At 68.8% G+C, this 16,445-nt stretch carries 14 protein-coding genes; 2 read left to right on the forward strand and 12 right to left on the reverse strand.

Annotated features, from left to right (window positions below):
• Window positions 1-11: 11 nt before the first annotated feature.
• The 7 genes from ACT6S0_RS06235 to dusB all read right to left on the reverse strand — a co-directional run bounded on the left by ACT6S0_RS06235 (window position 12) and on the right by dusB (window position 9,967).
• Window positions 12-1,622 (reverse strand): GMC family oxidoreductase N-terminal domain-containing protein, encoded by a 1,611-nt coding sequence (locus ACT6S0_RS06235; RefSeq protein WP_444763023.1) that lies wholly within the window; start codon window positions 1,620-1,622, stop codon window positions 12-14.
• A complete protein-coding gene (locus tag ACT6S0_RS06240) occupies window positions 1,619-2,128 on the reverse strand; it encodes a hypothetical protein (RefSeq protein ID WP_444763024.1) in 510 nt (169 codons plus the stop codon). The genes ACT6S0_RS06235 and ACT6S0_RS06240 overlap by 4 nt, the downstream gene beginning before the upstream one ends.
• Window positions 2,128-3,537, reverse strand: a complete 1,410-nt coding sequence (locus ACT6S0_RS06245; protein WP_444763025.1) for a coniferyl aldehyde dehydrogenase — start codon at window positions 3,535-3,537, stop codon at window positions 2,128-2,130. Before ACT6S0_RS06245 ends, ACT6S0_RS06240 begins: the two co-directional genes overlap by 1 nt.
• 76 nt (window positions 3,538-3,613) lie before the next feature.
• Complete coding sequence (locus ACT6S0_RS06250) at window positions 3,614-7,039, reverse strand: ATP-binding protein (RefSeq protein ID WP_444763026.1); 3,426 nt, start codon at window positions 7,037-7,039, stop codon at window positions 3,614-3,616.
• 3 nt (window positions 7,040-7,042) lie between these two features.
• Window positions 7,043-8,650, reverse strand: a complete 1,608-nt coding sequence (gene purH, locus ACT6S0_RS06255; protein WP_444763027.1) for a bifunctional phosphoribosylaminoimidazolecarboxamide formyltransferase/IMP cyclohydrolase — start codon at window positions 8,648-8,650, stop codon at window positions 7,043-7,045.
• A 2-nt stretch (window positions 8,651-8,652) separates the two neighbouring features.
• Window positions 8,653-8,904 (reverse strand): helix-turn-helix domain-containing protein, encoded by a 252-nt coding sequence (locus tag ACT6S0_RS06260; protein WP_444763028.1) that lies wholly within the window; start codon window positions 8,902-8,904, stop codon window positions 8,653-8,655.
• Between the two features lie 13 nt (window positions 8,905-8,917).
• Entirely contained in the window at window positions 8,918-9,967 is a 1,050-nt protein-coding gene (gene dusB / locus ACT6S0_RS06265) for a tRNA dihydrouridine synthase DusB (RefSeq protein ID WP_444763029.1), read from the reverse strand.
• 72 nt (window positions 9,968-10,039) lie between these two features.
• Here dusB and ACT6S0_RS06270 point away from each other — a divergent pair, with 72 nt between their 5' ends.
• Complete coding sequence (locus ACT6S0_RS06270; protein ID WP_444763030.1) at window positions 10,040-10,537, forward strand: YqaA family protein; 498 nt, start codon at window positions 10,040-10,042, stop codon at window positions 10,535-10,537.
• The gene (locus ACT6S0_RS06275) at window positions 10,534-12,024 is read left to right on the forward strand and encodes a carboxypeptidase M32 (RefSeq protein WP_444763031.1); all 1,491 of its coding nucleotides are present in this window, start codon (window positions 10,534-10,536) and stop codon (window positions 12,022-12,024) included. The genes ACT6S0_RS06270 and ACT6S0_RS06275 overlap by 4 nt, the downstream gene beginning before the upstream one ends.
• Window positions 12,025-12,299: 275 nt before the next feature.
• Here ACT6S0_RS06275 and ACT6S0_RS06280 read toward each other — a convergent pair whose 3' ends face one another.
• The 5 genes from ACT6S0_RS06280 to ACT6S0_RS06300 are packed head-to-tail and all read right to left on the reverse strand — an operon-like array spanning window position 12,300 to window position 16,346.
• Window positions 12,300-12,485, reverse strand: coding sequence for a hypothetical protein (locus tag ACT6S0_RS06280; RefSeq protein ID WP_444763032.1), 186 nt, complete (start codon window positions 12,483-12,485; stop codon window positions 12,300-12,302).
• On the reverse strand, window positions 12,485-12,718 hold the full coding sequence (locus ACT6S0_RS06285; RefSeq protein ID WP_444763033.1) for a hypothetical protein: 234 nt from the start codon (window positions 12,716-12,718) through the stop codon (window positions 12,485-12,487). The genes ACT6S0_RS06280 and ACT6S0_RS06285 overlap by 1 nt, the downstream gene beginning before the upstream one ends.
• Window positions 12,719-12,734: 16 nt before the next feature.
• Window positions 12,735-13,421 carry a hypothetical protein gene (locus ACT6S0_RS06290; protein WP_444763034.1) on the reverse strand — a complete coding sequence of 229 codons (687 nt, stop codon included), beginning with the start codon at window positions 13,419-13,421 and terminating at the stop codon, window positions 12,735-12,737.
• 7 nt (window positions 13,422-13,428) lie between these two features.
• On the reverse strand, window positions 13,429-14,364 hold the full coding sequence (lpxC, locus tag ACT6S0_RS06295) for a UDP-3-O-acyl-N-acetylglucosamine deacetylase (protein ID WP_444763035.1): 936 nt from the start codon (window positions 14,362-14,364) through the stop codon (window positions 13,429-13,431).
• 23 nt (window positions 14,365-14,387) lie between these two features.
• Window positions 14,388-16,346 (reverse strand): sensor histidine kinase, encoded by a 1,959-nt coding sequence (locus tag ACT6S0_RS06300; protein WP_444763036.1) that lies wholly within the window; start codon window positions 16,344-16,346, stop codon window positions 14,388-14,390.
• Window positions 16,347-16,445: the final 99 nt, after the last annotated feature.

Genomic DNA, 16,445 nt, shown 5'->3' on the forward strand with positions numbered 1-16,445 from the left:
GCCGACGATTCTCAAGCCAGCGTCACCGCCTTGCCGCCCAGGCGCTGGATCAGGCCGCTGCTCATGCGCGTCGCAAGGCCGTAGACCGTCAGCTGCGGGTTGGCGCCCAGGCTGGTCGGGAATAGCGAGCCGTCGTGTATCGACAGATTGCCGAGCTGCCAGTGCTGGCCGTCGGGCCGCACGACGCCCCGGGCCGCGTCGGCCGCCAGCGTGCAGCCGCCCATCACATGGGCGCTGCCGATGGTGGCGAGGAAGGGCTTCATCGTCAGCGCGGCGATGCCGGCCTTGGCGTCGGCCAGGTTGGCGTAGCCGGCGGTTTGCTCATGCACGGGGCGCACGGTCCTGGCGCCGGCGGCGAACTGGATCTCGGCCATCGTCGCGTAGGCCCGGCGCGCGCCCTCGAGCAGGTAGTCGGTCAACGCATAGTCGAGCTGGGGCGTGCCATCGCTGCGCAGCCTGACGGCACCGCCGGCCGCCTCGGCATGGAAGCCGTCGCGCAGCAGGGCGATCATCAATTGCGTGCGCGGCATGTCGCGCGCGCGCTGGGCCAGCTCGGGGCCGACGCCACCGCCGTTGGTCAGCGCGAAGGCCGGGTGCACCGGCGCGACCTCCAGTTTGTAGCCCGCCGGGCCGTCGAGCGGGCCGGTGTGCAGGAAATGGTCGCTGAACACCGACAGCGGCGCCCCGGCCCAACCGGCCACCTCGTGGTCGAACAACGCGACGCCGCCGGCCGTCGGGTGCAGGAAGGTGCGCTTGCCGAGCAGGCCGTGCGGGTCGGGCGCGCCCGAACGCATCAGCAGGGCCGGCGAGTTGATGGCGCCTCCGGCCACGACATAGTGCCTGGCGGTGATGCGCAGCGGCACGCCTTTGACGCCACCGTCGAGCGCCACGGGCTCGGCGATGAGCGCCGCGACCTGGCCGCCCTGCAGCTCCAAGCGCGTCGCGCGCGTCTGCACCAGCAGCGTGGCACCCAGGTCCAGCGCGGCGGGCAGGGTGCTGACCAGCATCGACTGCTTGGCATTGGTCGGGCAGCCCATGCCGCAGGAACCGAGATTCCAGCAGCCCTTGACGTTGCGGCGCACGACCTTGGTCGGAATGCCGAGCTTGCCCGCGCCGCGCCTGAGCACGTCGTTGTTCTCGTTGGGCTCGGTCAGCCAGTCGCCGATGTTCAGGCGCCGCTCGACCTGCTCGAACCAGGGCGCCATCGCGGCCTCGTTGAAGTCGGTCAGGCCGAACTTGTCGCCCCACCAGGCCAGCGCATCGGGTGGCGTGCGGAACGAGCCGGTCCAGTTGACCGTCGTCGAGCCGCCGACGCAGCGGCCCTGCAGGATGTTCATGGCCTGGTCGACCGTCTTGCGGCCGCCGGACTCCTGGTAGAGCTCGGTGTAGGCGTCTAGCTCGCGCTGCTTGAACTGGCTGCTGGAGCGCAGCGGGCCTTCCTCGACGATGACGATCTGCAGGCCGGCGCGGGCCAGCATCTCGGCTGTGATGCCCGCACCGGCGCCGCTGCCGATGATGGCGACGTCGCAGTCCAGCGCGGCGGGCAGCGCCGCATGCGGGCCGCCGTGGACTTTCCAGCCGCGCTGCAGGCCTTCCAGGATGGGATCAGGCAGTGAACTCATGGGATGGGGCGCTGGCCGGGGTAGCCCGCGGTCAGCCAGTTGCCCGGCTCGGTGAAGAAGGCGATGGCGTTGAGGTCGCGCAGCGCGTGATAGACCTGCTGCCGGGTGTTGGACGAGGACAGCCGCATGGCGTTGAACGCTTGCTGGATGTCTTCGGCGCTCGCCTCGTCCCAAGGCTTGGACAGCCCCACCAGGGCATAGCGGCCGGCGGCGGTGCCGAGCAGGCCCAGGGCGTCAGACAACTCCTTGCGCGTGTGCGCCGGCATGCCGACGAGGAAGGCGTCGAGCCGGGCGAGCTGGGCGTCGAGGGCCGCTTCGCGCGCCGCTCCGGCGGGCGGCAGCAGCTCGCCCAGCACGCCTTGGGCGGCGGCGCGCATCAGCTTGCGCGAGCCCGGGCTGAGCCGGCTGTCGACCAGCCCCGGCCTGATCAGCGCGATGCCCGCACCCGCCACGCCGATGACGACGGCGGCGCCCAGGCCCAACTTCAAGAGTCCACGGCGCTGCATCAAATCACTTTCTTCAACAGGCCCAGCAGGCGCTCGAAGGTCGCGCCATAGGGCGGCTGGAACAGCTTGGTGCCGGCAAAGCGCGACTGGATGAACATCGGCTTCTCCTTGCTGAAGGTGCGAAAGCCCCATTCACCGTGGTACGAGCCCATGCCGCTGGCGCCCACGCCGCCGAACGGCTGGTCTTCCTGGCCGAGGTGCCACAGGCAGTCGTTGATGGTCACGCCGCCGGCATGGGTCTGGCGCATGACATGGTCGCGCGCGGCGCCGTCCTGGCCGAACCAGTAGAGCGCCAGCGGGCGGTCGCCGCGGTTGACGTGAGCCAGCGCCTGGTCCACATGCTCGTAAGCGATGACGGGCAGCAGCGGGCCAAAGATCTCTTCCTGCATGACGGTGGCCTCGGGCGGCACGTCCAGCAGCAGGGCCGGCACGAGGCGGCGATCTGCGGGTTGCTCCTCATGGCTGCGCAGCACGCGCGCGCCGCGCGCGGCGGCATCGGCGAGCAGGCCCTGCAGCCGCGCGTGGTGGCGCGGCGTGGCGATGCTGGTGTAGTCGGCATTGCCGGCGATGCGCGGATACATGCGCCGCATCTCGGCCAGGATCTGCTGGGCGAGCGGCTCGACCAGTTCGCGCGGCACCAGCAGATAGTCGGGCGCGACGCAGGTCTGGCCGGCATTGAAGAGCTTGCCGAAGGCCAGGCGCGATGCAGTGAGCTGCAGGTCGCAGCTGCGGTCAATGATGGCGGGCGACTTGCCGCCCAGTTCGAGCGTGACGGGTGTCAGGTTCCTGGCGGCCGCCTGGGCCACATGGCGGCCCACGGCCGTGGAGCCGGTGAAGAAGAGGTGGTCGAAAGGCAGCTCGGTGAAGGCCTTGCCGACTTCGGCGTCACCGGTGATGACCTGCATCTCCTCGGGCGAGAAACGCTCGCCGACCAGGCGGGCCATCAGCTCGGACGTGGCAGGCGTCAGCTCCGACGGCTTGATCAGCACACGGTTGCCGGCGGCCAGCGCCGCGACGGCGGGCTCCATGGCCAGGTAGTAGGGGTAGTTCCAGGGCGACACGACGCCGACGACGCCGAGTGGCTGGCGCATCAGCAGATTGCGGCCGGGCAGGAAGTGCAGTGGCGTGGCCACGCGGCGGGGTTTCATCCAGCGTCGCAGATGGCGCAGCGCATGGCGCGTGCCGGCCTCGACCGTGAAGATGTCGGCCAGCAGCGACTCCTGCCGCGCCCGGTGGCCGAAGTCCTGGGCCATGGCGGCCGCCAGGGCCTGGCCATGCTGGCGGGTCATGGCCAGCAGGCGTTGCAGGCGGTCGCGGCGCACCTCGTAGGTCGGCATGCGCTCGGCCTGGAAGGCGCGGCGCTGCGCGAGCAGCGCCAGATGAAGGCGTTCCTGCAGCGCGGTGTCCATGGGCTTGTCTCCGGCACTCTGTTGGAGTGCGGAAGGCTAACCCACGGCGGCCACGATTCCCGCTGCCGGCGGCGGTCTAGAGGCCGGCGTCTAAGCGCGCAGAGTTGCTGGCCGCGTGCTGCAAACCCAGCGCATGCGCCAGGTCCTTGGCAGCGACCGGTTTGGTCAGGTGCAGGTCCACGCCGGCCGCGCGTGCGCGCTGCTGGTCATGCGCGCTGCCCCAGCCGGTCAGCGCCACCAGCACGACGCCGGCACCCAGCGGCTGGGCACGGATGCCCTGGGCGACCGCATAGCCCGTCATGTCGGGCAGGCCGATGTCGAGAAAGACCAGGTCAGGCGCATGCTTGGCCACGGCCGCCAGGGCCGTGGCGCCGGTATGGGCGATGTGAACCTCGTGGCCGCCGAGGGCCAGCAGCATCTGCAGGCTCTCGGCCGCATCGACGTTGTCGTCCACCACCAGGATGCGGCGCTGCCGCCCCGGCGCGCCGTCGGCATCGCTGGCGGCGCCGCCCGACCCTTGCTGCAAGTCCAGGTTGGGCGGCAACGGCAGCTCGACGACGAAGATGCTGCCGCCTTCGGCGCCGGGGCTGCGCGCATGGATGCTGCCGCCGTGCAGTTCGACCAACCGCCGGGCCAGTGACAGCCCGATGCCCAGCCCGCCCTGCGACCGCTCCAGCGCGCTGCCCACCTGGGTGAAGAGCTCGAAGATGTCCTCCATCATGTGGGCCGGAATGCCCAGGCCGTTGTCCTCGACCTCGATGCGAAGGGAGGGCCCTTCGCACACTGCGGCGCGCAGCTGGATGCGCCCACCGGTCGGCGTGTATTTGGCGGCGTTGTTGAGCAGGTTGGACAGCACCTGGGCGATGCGGGTCGGGTCGACATCGAGCGGCACGGTCTGGGCGGGCAGCTCGACGCTGAGACGGTGACCGGCCGCATCGATGACGGGGCGCGCGGTCTCGAGCGCCGTCTCAACCACGGCCTGCAGCGAGGTCGCGCTTTTCCTCATCGTGACCTTGCCCTGGCTGACGCGGGACACATCCAGCAGGTCGTCCACCAACCGCACCAGATGCGACAGCTGGCGGTCCATCAGCTCGCGCGCCCGGACCGCCGCCGCATCGGCCGCGTTGGCGTTGCGAAGGATCATCAGGCCGTTGCGCAGCGGGGCGAGCGGGTTGCGCAGCTCATGCGCCAGCGTGGCGAGGAACTCGTTCTTGCGCACATCGGCCAGGCGCAGCGCCTCCTCGACGCGCTTGCGGGCGGTGATGTCGGTGAACAGCAGGCCCACCCGGCGGTCATGCGGCTCGCCGACGCGAAAGGCGAAGGTGTCGAACCAGCGCTGCAGCGAGTCGGAGTGGCTTTCAAAACGCAGCGACTCGCCGGTCAGCGCCACCCCTGCATAGGTGTCGATATAGGCCGTCTCGATGTCGGGCACCAGCTCGCGCACGGTGCGACCCTGGGCCGCGACCAGCCCGGACTGGCGCTCGAAGGCCGGGTTGACCTCGGCGAAGCGGTAGTCCACGGGTCGGCCGGCGGCGTCGAACAACACGTCGATGAGGCAGAAGCCCTCGTCGATGGACTCGAACAGCGTGCGGTAGCGGCTCGCGCTCTGCTCCAGCGCCTGCTGGGCGCGCTTGCGGTCGGTGATCTCGACGAACAGCACCGAGAACTGCTCGGCACCGAGCCGCATCAGCCGCGCCTCATACCAGCGGTCGCCCAGCGCGGGCACGTGAACCTCGAACTCCTGCGGCGCCTGGTCGGCCAGCGCGCGGGCGTAGGTGTCGATGATCGCTTGCGGCACGCCCGGGATGACTTCCCGGACGGTCCGCCCGATGGCGGCCGACGTGGCGACGCCGGTCAGCTTCTCGAAGGCCGGATTGGCCTGCAGAAACCAGAAGTCGACCATCTCGCCGGCGTCGTCGCGGATGGCCTCGGCGACGAAGAAGCCTTCGTTCATGCGCTCGAAAAGCCCGCGCCAGCGCGCCTCGCTGCTGCGCAGGGCCTCCTCGGTGCGGCCGCGCTCGATGAGCTCGCGGGTGCGCTCGGCCACCTCTTCCATCAGCGCCACGTCGTCGCTCGCCCAGTCGCGCTCCATCCGCTGGTTGAGATAGACGATGGTGCGCAGCCGGCCCGCCTTGAACAGCGGCACCACCAGGATGGCGCGGGTGTCCACCTCGTGCGAGGTCTCGACCGTCGTCGGCTCGCTGGTCAGCGGATGCTGGCGCACATTGCCGATGACCACCGTGTGCCCGGCGCGCAGCCGGGCGATGACCTGCGGGCCGAAGGCACTCGCCGGGAAGCGGCCGCCAAGCGCGGGCACGCTCCCGTCCGTCCAGCAGATGTCGAAGTCGATGCGGTCCAGGTGCTCATCGACATGGCCGTAGCCGACGCGGTTGACGCCGAAATGCAGGCCCACCATCTCGCTGACCTGCTGCAGCACCTGCGCCGTGCTGCCGTTGGTGCGCAGCACATCGGTGAGCCGGAGCAGGAACTCCTGCCGGCGCTGCGAGCGCTGCAGCTCCTGGAACAGCTTCGCGTTGCTGATCGCCACCGCGGCGCGCGAAGCCAGGTCGGCCGCGATGTCGAGGTCGCGCCGGCCGTAGATGCGCCCGGACTCGGCCGAGACGAAGGTGAGGACGCCGGCCACGCCTTGCTGCATCGTGATGGGCACGCCCATGTACGACCGCAGCCCGAGCTGGCGCAGGATGTCCAGGTGGGCGGCATCGGCAGCGCCTTGCACCAGCATGTCCTCGGTAATCTGCGCCACCAGCTCGGCCTGGCCGCTGCGCAGCACCTGCCAGACGCCGCTCGCGCCGTCCTGCGCCGGCGGGTAGGTCTGGTGCAGCTGCTGAGCGAGTGCGACCTTGGCAGCTTCGACATGGGCCACTGCAACGCGACGCAGCATGCCCTCGTCGTCGAGCATGTCGACCGCGCACCAGTCGGCGAAATGCGGCACGGCCATCGCGGCGATGCGCCGCAAGGTGTCCTCATAGTCGATGCTGCGCGCGAACTCCAGGCTGGCGGCCGCCAGGAAGGCCAGGTCGGCCTCCTCGCGCTTGCGGTTGTCGATGAGCTGGCAGACGCCGCTGATCTCGGCCGGCTGGCCGTGCCGGCGGTGGGCCTGCCCGCGGCCTTCGAGCCAGTGCACCGAGCCGTCCGGCCAGACGACGCGGTACTGCACGCGATGCGAGCCCTGGGTGATGGACTCGCTGAACGCCCTCTCGACGACCGGCCTGTCCTCGGGCAGGACCAGGTCCATGTAGTCGGCCGGCACGGGTGCATCGCCCGACAGCCCGTGCAGGACGAACATCTGCGCCGACCACCAGCGTTCACGCGTGACCAGGTCGCTGTGCCAGGCGGCCATTTCGCCGGCCGTCAGCGCAGCCAGCACCACCGCGCGCATCGGGCCCTCGTCGCGCAGGCGAAGGGTCGGGTCGCCGTCGCCAGGCCAGGCCCCCTCCCCGCCCTCCCCGCCCGGGTCACCCGGCGTCGGCCGGCTTGCCATCGCTCAGTGCCTGAAGTGCCGCACGCCCGTCAGCACCATCGCGATGCCACGCTCGTTGGCGGCAGCGATGACTTCGGCGTCGCGCATGGAACCGCCCGGCTGGATGACGCAGGTCGCGCCCGCATCGGCCAGCACGTCCAGGCCATCGCGGAAGGGGAAGAAGGCGTCGCTGGCGACGGCCGAGCCCGTCAGCGCCAGGCCGGCGTGCTGGGCCTTGATGGAGGCGATGCGGGCGGAGTCCAGCCGGCTCATCTGGCCGGCACCGACGCCGAGCGTCATGCCGCCGCCGCAGAAGACGATGGCATTGCTCTTCACGTATTGCGCGACCGTCCAGGCGAACATCAGGTCGTCGAGCTGCTGGGCCGTGGGCTGTAGCGTCGTGACGATCTTGAGGTCTTCCTTCGTCAGGAAATGGTTGTCCGAGGTCTGCAGCAGCAGGCCCGAGCCGACGCGCTTGCTGTCTGTGGCATTGCGGCCCTGGTCCCAGGGGCGCGGGCTCCGCGACCCGACAGAGGCGCCCTCCGGGGTTGGTGGCAGGGCGATCTGCAGCAGGCGCACATTGGCCTTGCCCTTGAAGATGTCCAGCGCCTCGGCACTGAAAGCGGGCGCCATCAGCACCTCAACGAACTGCTTGGCGACGAGCTGGGCCGCCGCAGCGTCCACCTCGCGGTTGAAGGCGATGATGCCGCCGAAGGCGCTGGTGGGGTCGGTCTTGAAGGCCTTGCCGTAGGCCTCGGCAGATGTCGCCGCGATGGCCACGCCACAGGGGTTGGCGTGCTTGACGATGACGCAGGCCGGGGTGTCGAAGCTCTTCACGCACTCCCAGGCCGCATCGGCATCGGCGATGTTGTTGTACGAGAGCTCCTTGCCCTGCAGCTGCTTGCCCGTGACCAGCGAGCCGGGTGCCGGGTAGAGGTCGCGGTAGAGCGCCGCGCTCTGGTGCGAGTTCTCGCCGTAGCGCAGGTCCTGCACCTTGACGAAGGTCGCGTTCATCTGCGCGGGGTATTCAGCCTTGCTGCCGTCTTCGTTCAGCGCCGACAAATAGTTGCTGATGGCCGCGTCGTACTGCGCGATGCGGTTGAAGGCGGCCACGCTGCAGGCGAAACGCGTCTTGTCGCTGGTCCTGCCGCTGGCCTTGAGTTCATCGAGCACGCCGGCGTACTGGGCCGCGTCGGTCAGCACCGTCACGTCACGCCAGTTCTTGGCCGCGCTGCGCACCATGGCCGGTCCGCCGATGTCGATGTTCTCGATGGCGTCCTCGAGCGTGCAGCCGGGCTTGGCCACCGTGGCTTCGAACGGGTAGAGGTTGACGGCCAGGATGTCGATGCGCGTGATGCCATGCTGAGCCATCGCGGTCACATGCTCGGGCAGATCGCTGCGCGCCAGCAGGCCGCCGTGGATCTTGGGGTGCAGCGTCTTGACGCGGCCGTCCATCATCTCGGGGAAGCCAGTGTGCTCGGCCACCTCCGTCACCGGCAGGCCGGCCTCGGCCAGCAGCTTGGCGGTGCCGCCGGTGGACAGCAGCCGGGCACCCAGGGCGTGAAGCGCTTGGGCGAATTCGAGGATGCCGGTCTTGTCGGAGACGGACAGCAAGGCAGTGAGTTGGGTCATGTTCAGCCGAGTTCGTGATCGTTGAGTTTGCGCCGCAGCGTGTTGCGGTTGATGCCCAGCCATTGGGCGGCCTTGCTCTGGTTGCCGCTGGCCTCGCGCATGACGATCTCGAACAGCGGCTTCTCCACCAGCTTGATCAGCATCTCATGCATCGAATGCGGCTGTTGGCCATCGAGGTCACGGAAGAAGGCTTCGAGGTTGTCGCGCACGCAGGCGTCGATGGGGTTGGGCGGGGGGTTTTTCTGGGCACTCATGACAGGAGCATGGTTAGGCGACACCGGCTTCGTCGGCCGGGACTTGGTCGTCGTTGGCGGCCGCGGCGGGGGGCAGGCGGTCATGGGTCTGGCCGAGTTCATCGAACCAGTCGCGGAGCGCCTGCAACTGCGCTTGGCAGTGCTCCAGGGTATTCATGTGCTGGCGGAAGGCTTCGCCACCCGGCAGGCCGCGCACGGCCCAGCCGATGTGCTTGCGGGCGCTGCGCATGCCACTGAGCTCGCCGTACAGGCCGTAGTGGTCGTGCAGGTGCTCGGTGAACCAGTCGCGCGCCTCCGCGACGGTCGGCGCGGCTAGGTGTTCGCCTGTCGCCAGAAAATGCGTCACCTCGCGGAAGATCCATGGCCGGCCCTGTGCGGCGCGGCCAATCATCAGCGCATCGGCGCCGGTGTAGGCCAGTACGTCGCGGGCCTTCTCGGGGCTGTCGATGTCGCCGTTGGCGACGACGGGAATGGCCAGCGCGGCCTTCACCGCGGCAATCGTGTCGTATTCGGCCAGGCCCTTGTAGCCCTGCTCGCGCGTGCGGCCGTGGATGGTCAGCATGGCGATGCCGGCGGCCTCGAACAGCCGCGCCAGCCGCAGCGCGTTGCGCTCATCCGCGCTCCAGCCGGTGCGCATCTTCAGCGTGACCGGCACGCCGCGCGGCGCACATACGGCCACGACCGCCTCGGCGATCTCCAGCGCCAGCGCCTCGTTGCGCATCAGCGCCGAGCCCGCCCACTTGTTGCAGACCTTCTTGGCCGGGCAGCCCATGTTGATGTCGATGATCTGCGCGCCTCGCTCGATGTTGTGCACGGCCGCCTCGGCCAGCATGGCCGCATCGGTGCCGGCGATCTGCACGGCGATGGGGCCCGGCTCGCCGCTGTGGTCGGCGCGGCGCGAGGTCTTGAGGCTGTTCCACAGCTCCTTGCGCGAGGTCACCATCTCGCTGACCGCATAGCCCGCGCCCAGGCGCCGGCAGAGCTGGCGGAAGGGCCGGTCCGTCACCCCCGCCATCGGCGCCACGAAGAGCCGGTTGGGGAGAAGGTGGGGGCCAATTTGCACGCCGGTCTGCACGGAGGTCTGCTCAAAAATGAGGCGCGATTGTAGCCAGCCGACGGCATCGACAATGCCGCGATGGAAGTCTGGCTCTCGCAGTTCATCAGCGGCTTGCTCGCCGCCCTGGCCCTGCCCCAGGTCGGCCTGGTCGCGGTTTTCGTCATCAGCTTCGTGTCGGCGACGCTGCTGCCGCTGGGCTCGGAGCCGGCCGTCTACTTGGTCGTCAAGGCCGACCCGGGCATGTTCTGGGCGGTCATCGCGGTGGCCACCGTCGGCAATACGCTGGGCGGCGCGGTGTCGTGGTGGATGGGCTATGGCGTCGAGAAAGCGGTCGAGGCCGTCAAGCACCGCGAGCCCTCGCATTCACGCGCGATGCGCTGGCTGCAGCACTTCGGCCCCAAGGCCTGCGTGATGAGCTGGCTGCCCATCGTCGGCGACCCGCTCTGCGCCGTGGCCGGCTGGCTCAAGCTGCCGTTCTGGCCCTGCGTGGGCTGGATGGCGCTGGGCAAGTTCCTGCGCTTTTTGATCTATACCGTCGCCCTGATTTGGCTGATTCCCGAGACCTGGATTTCATGAACACTACCGCCTACCAAGACCTCGCCGCCCGCCAGCAACGCCTGCACCGCCTTGGGCACCTGCAGGCCATCGCTCAATGGGACCAGGCGGCCAACATGCCGGCCAAGGGCAACGAGGCGCGCAGCCTGGCCCTGGCCGAGATGGACGGCCTGTTGCATCAACTGGCGACCGACCCGGCGCTGGCCGGCCTGCTGGACACCGCCGCTGCCGAGTCGCTTGACGACACGCAGCGCGCCAACCTGCGCGAGATCCGCCGCGCCTGGCGCGCCGCCAATGCGCTTCCGCAGGCGCTGGTGGAGGCCAAGAGCCTGGCCAACAACCGCTGCGAGCATGCCTGGCGCAGCCAGCGCCCGGCCAACGACTGGGCCGGCTTTGCACCGAACTTGCGCGAGGTGCTGAAGATCGCGCGGCAGGAGGCCGAGCTGCTGTCGCAAAGCGCGGGCCTGTCCAAGTACGACGCGCTGCTGGATATGTACGAGCCGGGCATGCGCAGCGCCGATGTGGAACGTGCGTTTGCACCGCTGCGCAGCTGGTTGCCGGGGCTCATCCGCGATGTCATCGCCAGGCAGGCCAACGAGACCGTCATCGAGCCGGTTGGTCCCTTCCCCGCTGCGGCGCAAAAGGCGCTGGGCCTGGACGCAATGAAGCTACTGGGCTTCGACTTCGACGCGGGCCGCCTGGACGAGAGCACCCACCCCTTCTGCGGCGGCGTCCCCGAGGACGTGCGCATGACGACGCGCTACCGCGAAGACAACTTCCTGCCCGCCCTGATGGGCACCATCCACGAGACCGGCCACGGTCGCTATGAGCAGGGCCTGCCCCGCGAGCTGCTCGGCCAGCCCATCGGCCGCGCGCGCTCCATGGGTATCCATGAAAGCCAGAGCCTGTCCTTCGAGATGCAACTGGGCAGCCACCCGGCCTTCGCCGGCCTGCTGTCGCCGTTGCTGGTCAAGCACTTCGGTGACCAGCCCGCCTTCGAGCCCGGCAACCTGCACAAGCTGCTGACGCGCGTGCAGCCCGGCTTGATCCGCGTCGACGCCGACGAGGTGACCTACCCTGCCCACATCCTGCTGCGCTTCGATATCGAGCGGGCGCTGATCGAAGGCGACGCCGAGGTCGACGACATCCCGGCACTGTGGGACGCGAAGATGGCCGAGCTGCTCGGCCTGGACACGCGCGGCAATTTCAAGGACGGCCCGATGCAGGACGTGCACTGGCCGGCCGGGCTGTTCGGCTACTTCCCCTGCTACACGCTGGGCGCGATGTATGCGGCGCAATGGTTCGCGACCATGCGGGCCCGCCAACCGGCGCTCGACGAACAGATCGCCCGCGGCGAGCTGGGCGGCGTGTTCGACTGGCTGTCCACCCATGTCTGGCAGGCGGCCAGCCGCCATGAGACGCCCGAACTCGTGCAGCGGGCCAGCGGCGAGGCGCTGAACCCCGCCCACTTCGAAGCACACCTGCGCGGTCGCTATCTGGGCGCCTGAGCCGCACCGCAGCGCCAGCTATCCGGCGTCGGCGCAAAAAAAGAGGGCCGCCCCGGCGGGGGCGGCCCAATCACGTCCAACGATCTCTCTGTGTCAAACCCACTGCGCTTCCCCGGCCCCCCGGCCATCTCCGCGCGTGGCGCCCAGGCTTTGTTGCTCTACCCGGGCTAGGCCGCCGCTACTTCGATCAGCGACCATGAAGTCATTCTGAACACGTCGGCTCGCGCTGCCATCCCCGCAAGCCGAGGGGGCGGCATGACAAGGCGTGAAGCCCATCACAACAGCAGCGCCAGCCGCTCCAGGATCAGCACGGCGAAGAAGGCCAGGCCAGCGATCAGCGTCCATTTCATGATGACGATGCCCATCCGCCGCCAGCGCAGCTGCCCGGTCGCGATGGAGAGCGCGAAGCAGAGCACGGCCGAAAACAGCAGCAGGCCGATGACGAGGCGGGCGATCAGCATCAGGCGCTTGCAGCCTGCGCCAGCATTTCTTCCAGGGACTTGAAGTAGCGCGCATGCGTACGCCGCAGGCCGGCTTCGTCCAAGGCCTCCAGAAGCACCACTTCGCGCTCCTGCTTTTCCTTCAGCAATTGAATCTCAAGCGCGCTGCGGGCGGCCTGCGCAGCTGGCCGGCAGGTGTCATCGAATGACACCATGCCAACAAGCCGCTCCGCTTTCCAGTCGTAGTCGATCAAGTAAATCATGCGTGGTTCAAATCAAAGGGCCGATTGATTCCAGAACGTCCTTCAAGCCTTGGCGGTCCAGGCGCGTAGGCGGCAAACCCGGCAACAGCTGGACTTCGTGTCGGCCGAGGACTGGCCCGACGGTTGGATCTTCCTCGTACCGCTCGATGATGTCGACCGCCGCTGAGAGCCAGTCCAGCCACTGACGCACATTTGCGCTGCCGCCGCCGTACTTGATCTCTATGCCACGGCGGTCTGCAATCAATTCGCAAAGCTGCGCCCACAGATGCTGCAATTCAGTCCTGACCTGGATCTCCACCCAGCGGCCCTGCAGCTTTATCACGAGGTGGAGCGCGCGATAGCCATGACTCGGCTTTGAAAGGCGGTCGATCAGCTTGTGCGCTGGAAAACGCTCCACGAGCAATTCGACGTGAGCCCGTTGTGAACGGCGCGTCGGAACGACGACTCGGCAGCCTGCGATGTCTTGCATTGTGGACAACCGCGTGCCTTCACGGCGAAGTTTCGCCACGATGGCTCGCGTGGACTTGGCGGGCCGCGCGGTGGACTCCAGCTGGAAGTCTTTGCGGAGGGCGTTCAGCACTTCCGTGCTGGCTGGTGCAAAGGAGTTCCGATAAACATCCAGCGCGCGCAAGTCAGATTCAGTGACCGTGTCGCGCAACCGTTCGCCGAGTTTGTCAATCTGGTTCGGCGTCATCACTGAGCTACCAGGCCGGGGCCAGCTCGGCAAAGCCCTTGGGCGCCTCGCGCGCGTCATCGAAGCTGACGACCTCATAGGCCGACTCATCCGCCAGCAGCGCGCGCAGCAGCTTGTTGTTCAGTGCATGGCCGCCCTTGAAGGACGTGTAGGCAGCCAGCAGCGGCATGCCGGCGACCTGCATGTCGCCGATGGCGTCAAGGATCTTGTGCTTGACGAACTCGTCGTCGTAGCGCAGGCCGTCGGCATTGAGCACCTTGTAGTCGTCGACGACGATGGCGTTGTCCATCGAGCCGCCCAAGGTCAGGCCACGCGAGCGCATCAAGTCGATGTCGGCCGTCATGCCGAAGGTGCGGGCGCGGGCGATGTCCTTCTTGTAGGCGCCCGAGCCCATGTCGAACACGAACTGGCTGCCGGTGGCCGCCACGGCCGGGTTGTCGAACTCGATCTCGAAGCTCAGCGTGTAGCCATGGTGCGGTTCCAGCCGGGCCCACATCAGCTTTTTGCCCTCGCCCTGACGGACCTCGACGCGCTTCTTCACGCGCAGGAAGCGCTTGGGCGCGTCCTGCATGAGGATGCCGGCGGACTGCAGCAGGAAGACGAAGCTGGCGGCCGAGCCGTCCAGCACGGGCACCTCGTCAGCGTTGATGTCGATGATGAGGTTGTCCAGCCCCAGCCCGGCGCAGGCGGAGAGCAGGTGCTCGATGGTCTGCACCTTCGGCGCGCCCGGGTCGCCGCCGGGGCTGATGGTCGTGGCCATGCGGGTGTCGCTGACCGACATGACGCCGACCGGGATATCCACCGGCGGGCAAAGGTCGACACGGCGGAAGACGATGCCGGTGTCGACCGGCGCGGGCCGCAGCGTCAGCTCGACCTTCTGGCCGCTGTGGATGCCCACGCCGACAGCGCGCGTGATCGACTTCAGGGTGCGTTGCTTGACCATGGGCGCGATTGTCGGGGAAGACCCTAGGCCTTTCGCTCCACGGGCAATCGCAGCGACAGCCGCGTGCCCATGCCGGGGCTGGAGTCGATGCGCAGCTTGCCGCCCAGGCGCTGAGCACGCTTGATCTGGCTCTTCAGGCCGCGGCCGTGCTGGATGGTCTGCAGGTCGAAGCCAGCCCCGTCGTCCTCGACGCGGATCTCGACATAGGTGTCGTGGTGGCGGGTGACCATGCGCACGCGGCTGGCCTGGGCGTGCTTGAGCACGTTGTTCAGCGCCTCCTGCATCAGGCGCAGCACATGCAGGGCGTCGGGCGGCTCCAGCCAGGGCAGCGGCGGCAGGTCCTGCACATCCCAATCGAGCTTGAGGCCGCCAATCTGCAGGCGCTTGCCGAGGCGGTAGCGCATCGTCGCCAGCAGCGACACCAAGTCGTGGCCGACCGGTTCCAGCGAGTCGATGACCAGACGCAGGTCGTCCACGCATTCGCGCAGCACCTCCACGCATTGCTCGTGCGACATGCTGCCCTGCTCCATCGCCACCAGCGCCGACAGCAGCGACGAGCCCAGGCCGTCGTGCATGTCGGCCATGATGCGCTGGCGCTCCAGCAGCAGCGCCTGCTGACGCTCGGCCTCGCGCAGCTGGGCATTCTGGGCATGCAGCACCGAGACCTGTTCGTCCAGGTCCTCCTGCAGCTGGCTGTTCTCGGCCTTGACCTGCTCGACGGCACCGACGTAGCGGCGCTGCACGGCATGCAGGAAGCTGAGCATGACGATCAGCGTCGCGAACGGCATCAGGAAGAAATGCTCGGGCCAGGCCCAGCCCGCCAGCACGGCCAGGTCATGGGCGCCGATGAGCACGCCGATGATCAAGGCCAGCGCCATGACGCGCAGCTCGGTGCGGCGCTCGCGCCAGGCCAGCCAGGCGACCCAGGCCGTGCCGATGGCCGCCACGCCCGCCGTCACCGCATATTGCAGGACGACCATGTCGAGCTGGCGCAGCCACAGCGGCATGCTCAGCATGCTGACGGCCAGCACGCTGGCGATCAGCGCCCATTCCAGCCAGCGCATGCGTCGGCTCGCGAAGCGCAGCGCGAACAGCAGCGCCGTCAGCATGACCCAGCCCATCGAAGCATGCGTGGCCCACCAGAACCAGTCCTGCGCCACCGCCGACGCCGGCAGGCTGACGTAGTAATGCAGGTTGCGCACCAGCCAGGCCGCCGCACCGAGTGCGAACAGGCCGTAGATGGCCTCGGCGGGCCGGCGCACCCAGAGCGTCAGCGCAAACAGGCCGAGGACGGCGAGCGTCAGGCTGACGGCCTGCGGCAGCCCGGTTTGCGCGCGCACGCGCCAAAGCCAGCGCTTCTCCAGTTGGTCGCGCGGCGCCACCCACATGCGCGACACGGTGTGGAAGCTGCCCGCCGGTACCGGCAGCGCGACGACGATGTCCAGCCCCTGTGCCCCCACGCCCGGCAGCGGCAGCCAGATAGGTTGCACCCATTGCTCACGCTCGGCATGCTGGTTGTCCAGCAGCAGCTGCCAGCCCTGGTCCGAGCGCGCCAGCACGGCGGCCGACAACGTGACCAGGCGGGGCATATACAGGGCCATCGCCGCCTTGCGGCCGGGCGGCACGTGCAGGCGGTACCAGCGCATCTCGTAGCCTCGCGCATTGCTGACCATGGCAGCTCCGGGGCGTGGCTGCACGTCGGGCATGGCCACCGGCTGCCAGGCGGCGCCGTCGGCAGGCGGGAGCAGCTCTGCGGGCAGCGCCAGATGGGCGCCGCCGCTCACCGTGTGCTGTCGCAGCGCCGCCCACCAGGTGTCGAGCTGGTCGCGCGTCCAGGCGCTGGTGGCCAGCTCCGCAGGCGCCGAATCGTCACCGGCAATGCGCGTGCTGGGCTGGGGCAGGCGTTGCGCCAGCGCGGGCAGACAGGCCACCAACAGCAGCAACAACAGCCAACTGCGCAGCGTGTGGCCCAACTCACGCATCCCGATGAATTCTTCTGGCGATTGACATGGGGCGCGAGCATGCCACAGGGGGGTGGCCGCCCCCCACTCCGGCGTGACCGCCCGATCCGCTGGGGCGAC

The organism is Roseateles sp. (assembly GCF_052436255.1).
In the GTDB taxonomy this organism is placed as follows: Bacteria; Pseudomonadota; Gammaproteobacteria; order Burkholderiales; family Burkholderiaceae_C; genus Pelomonas.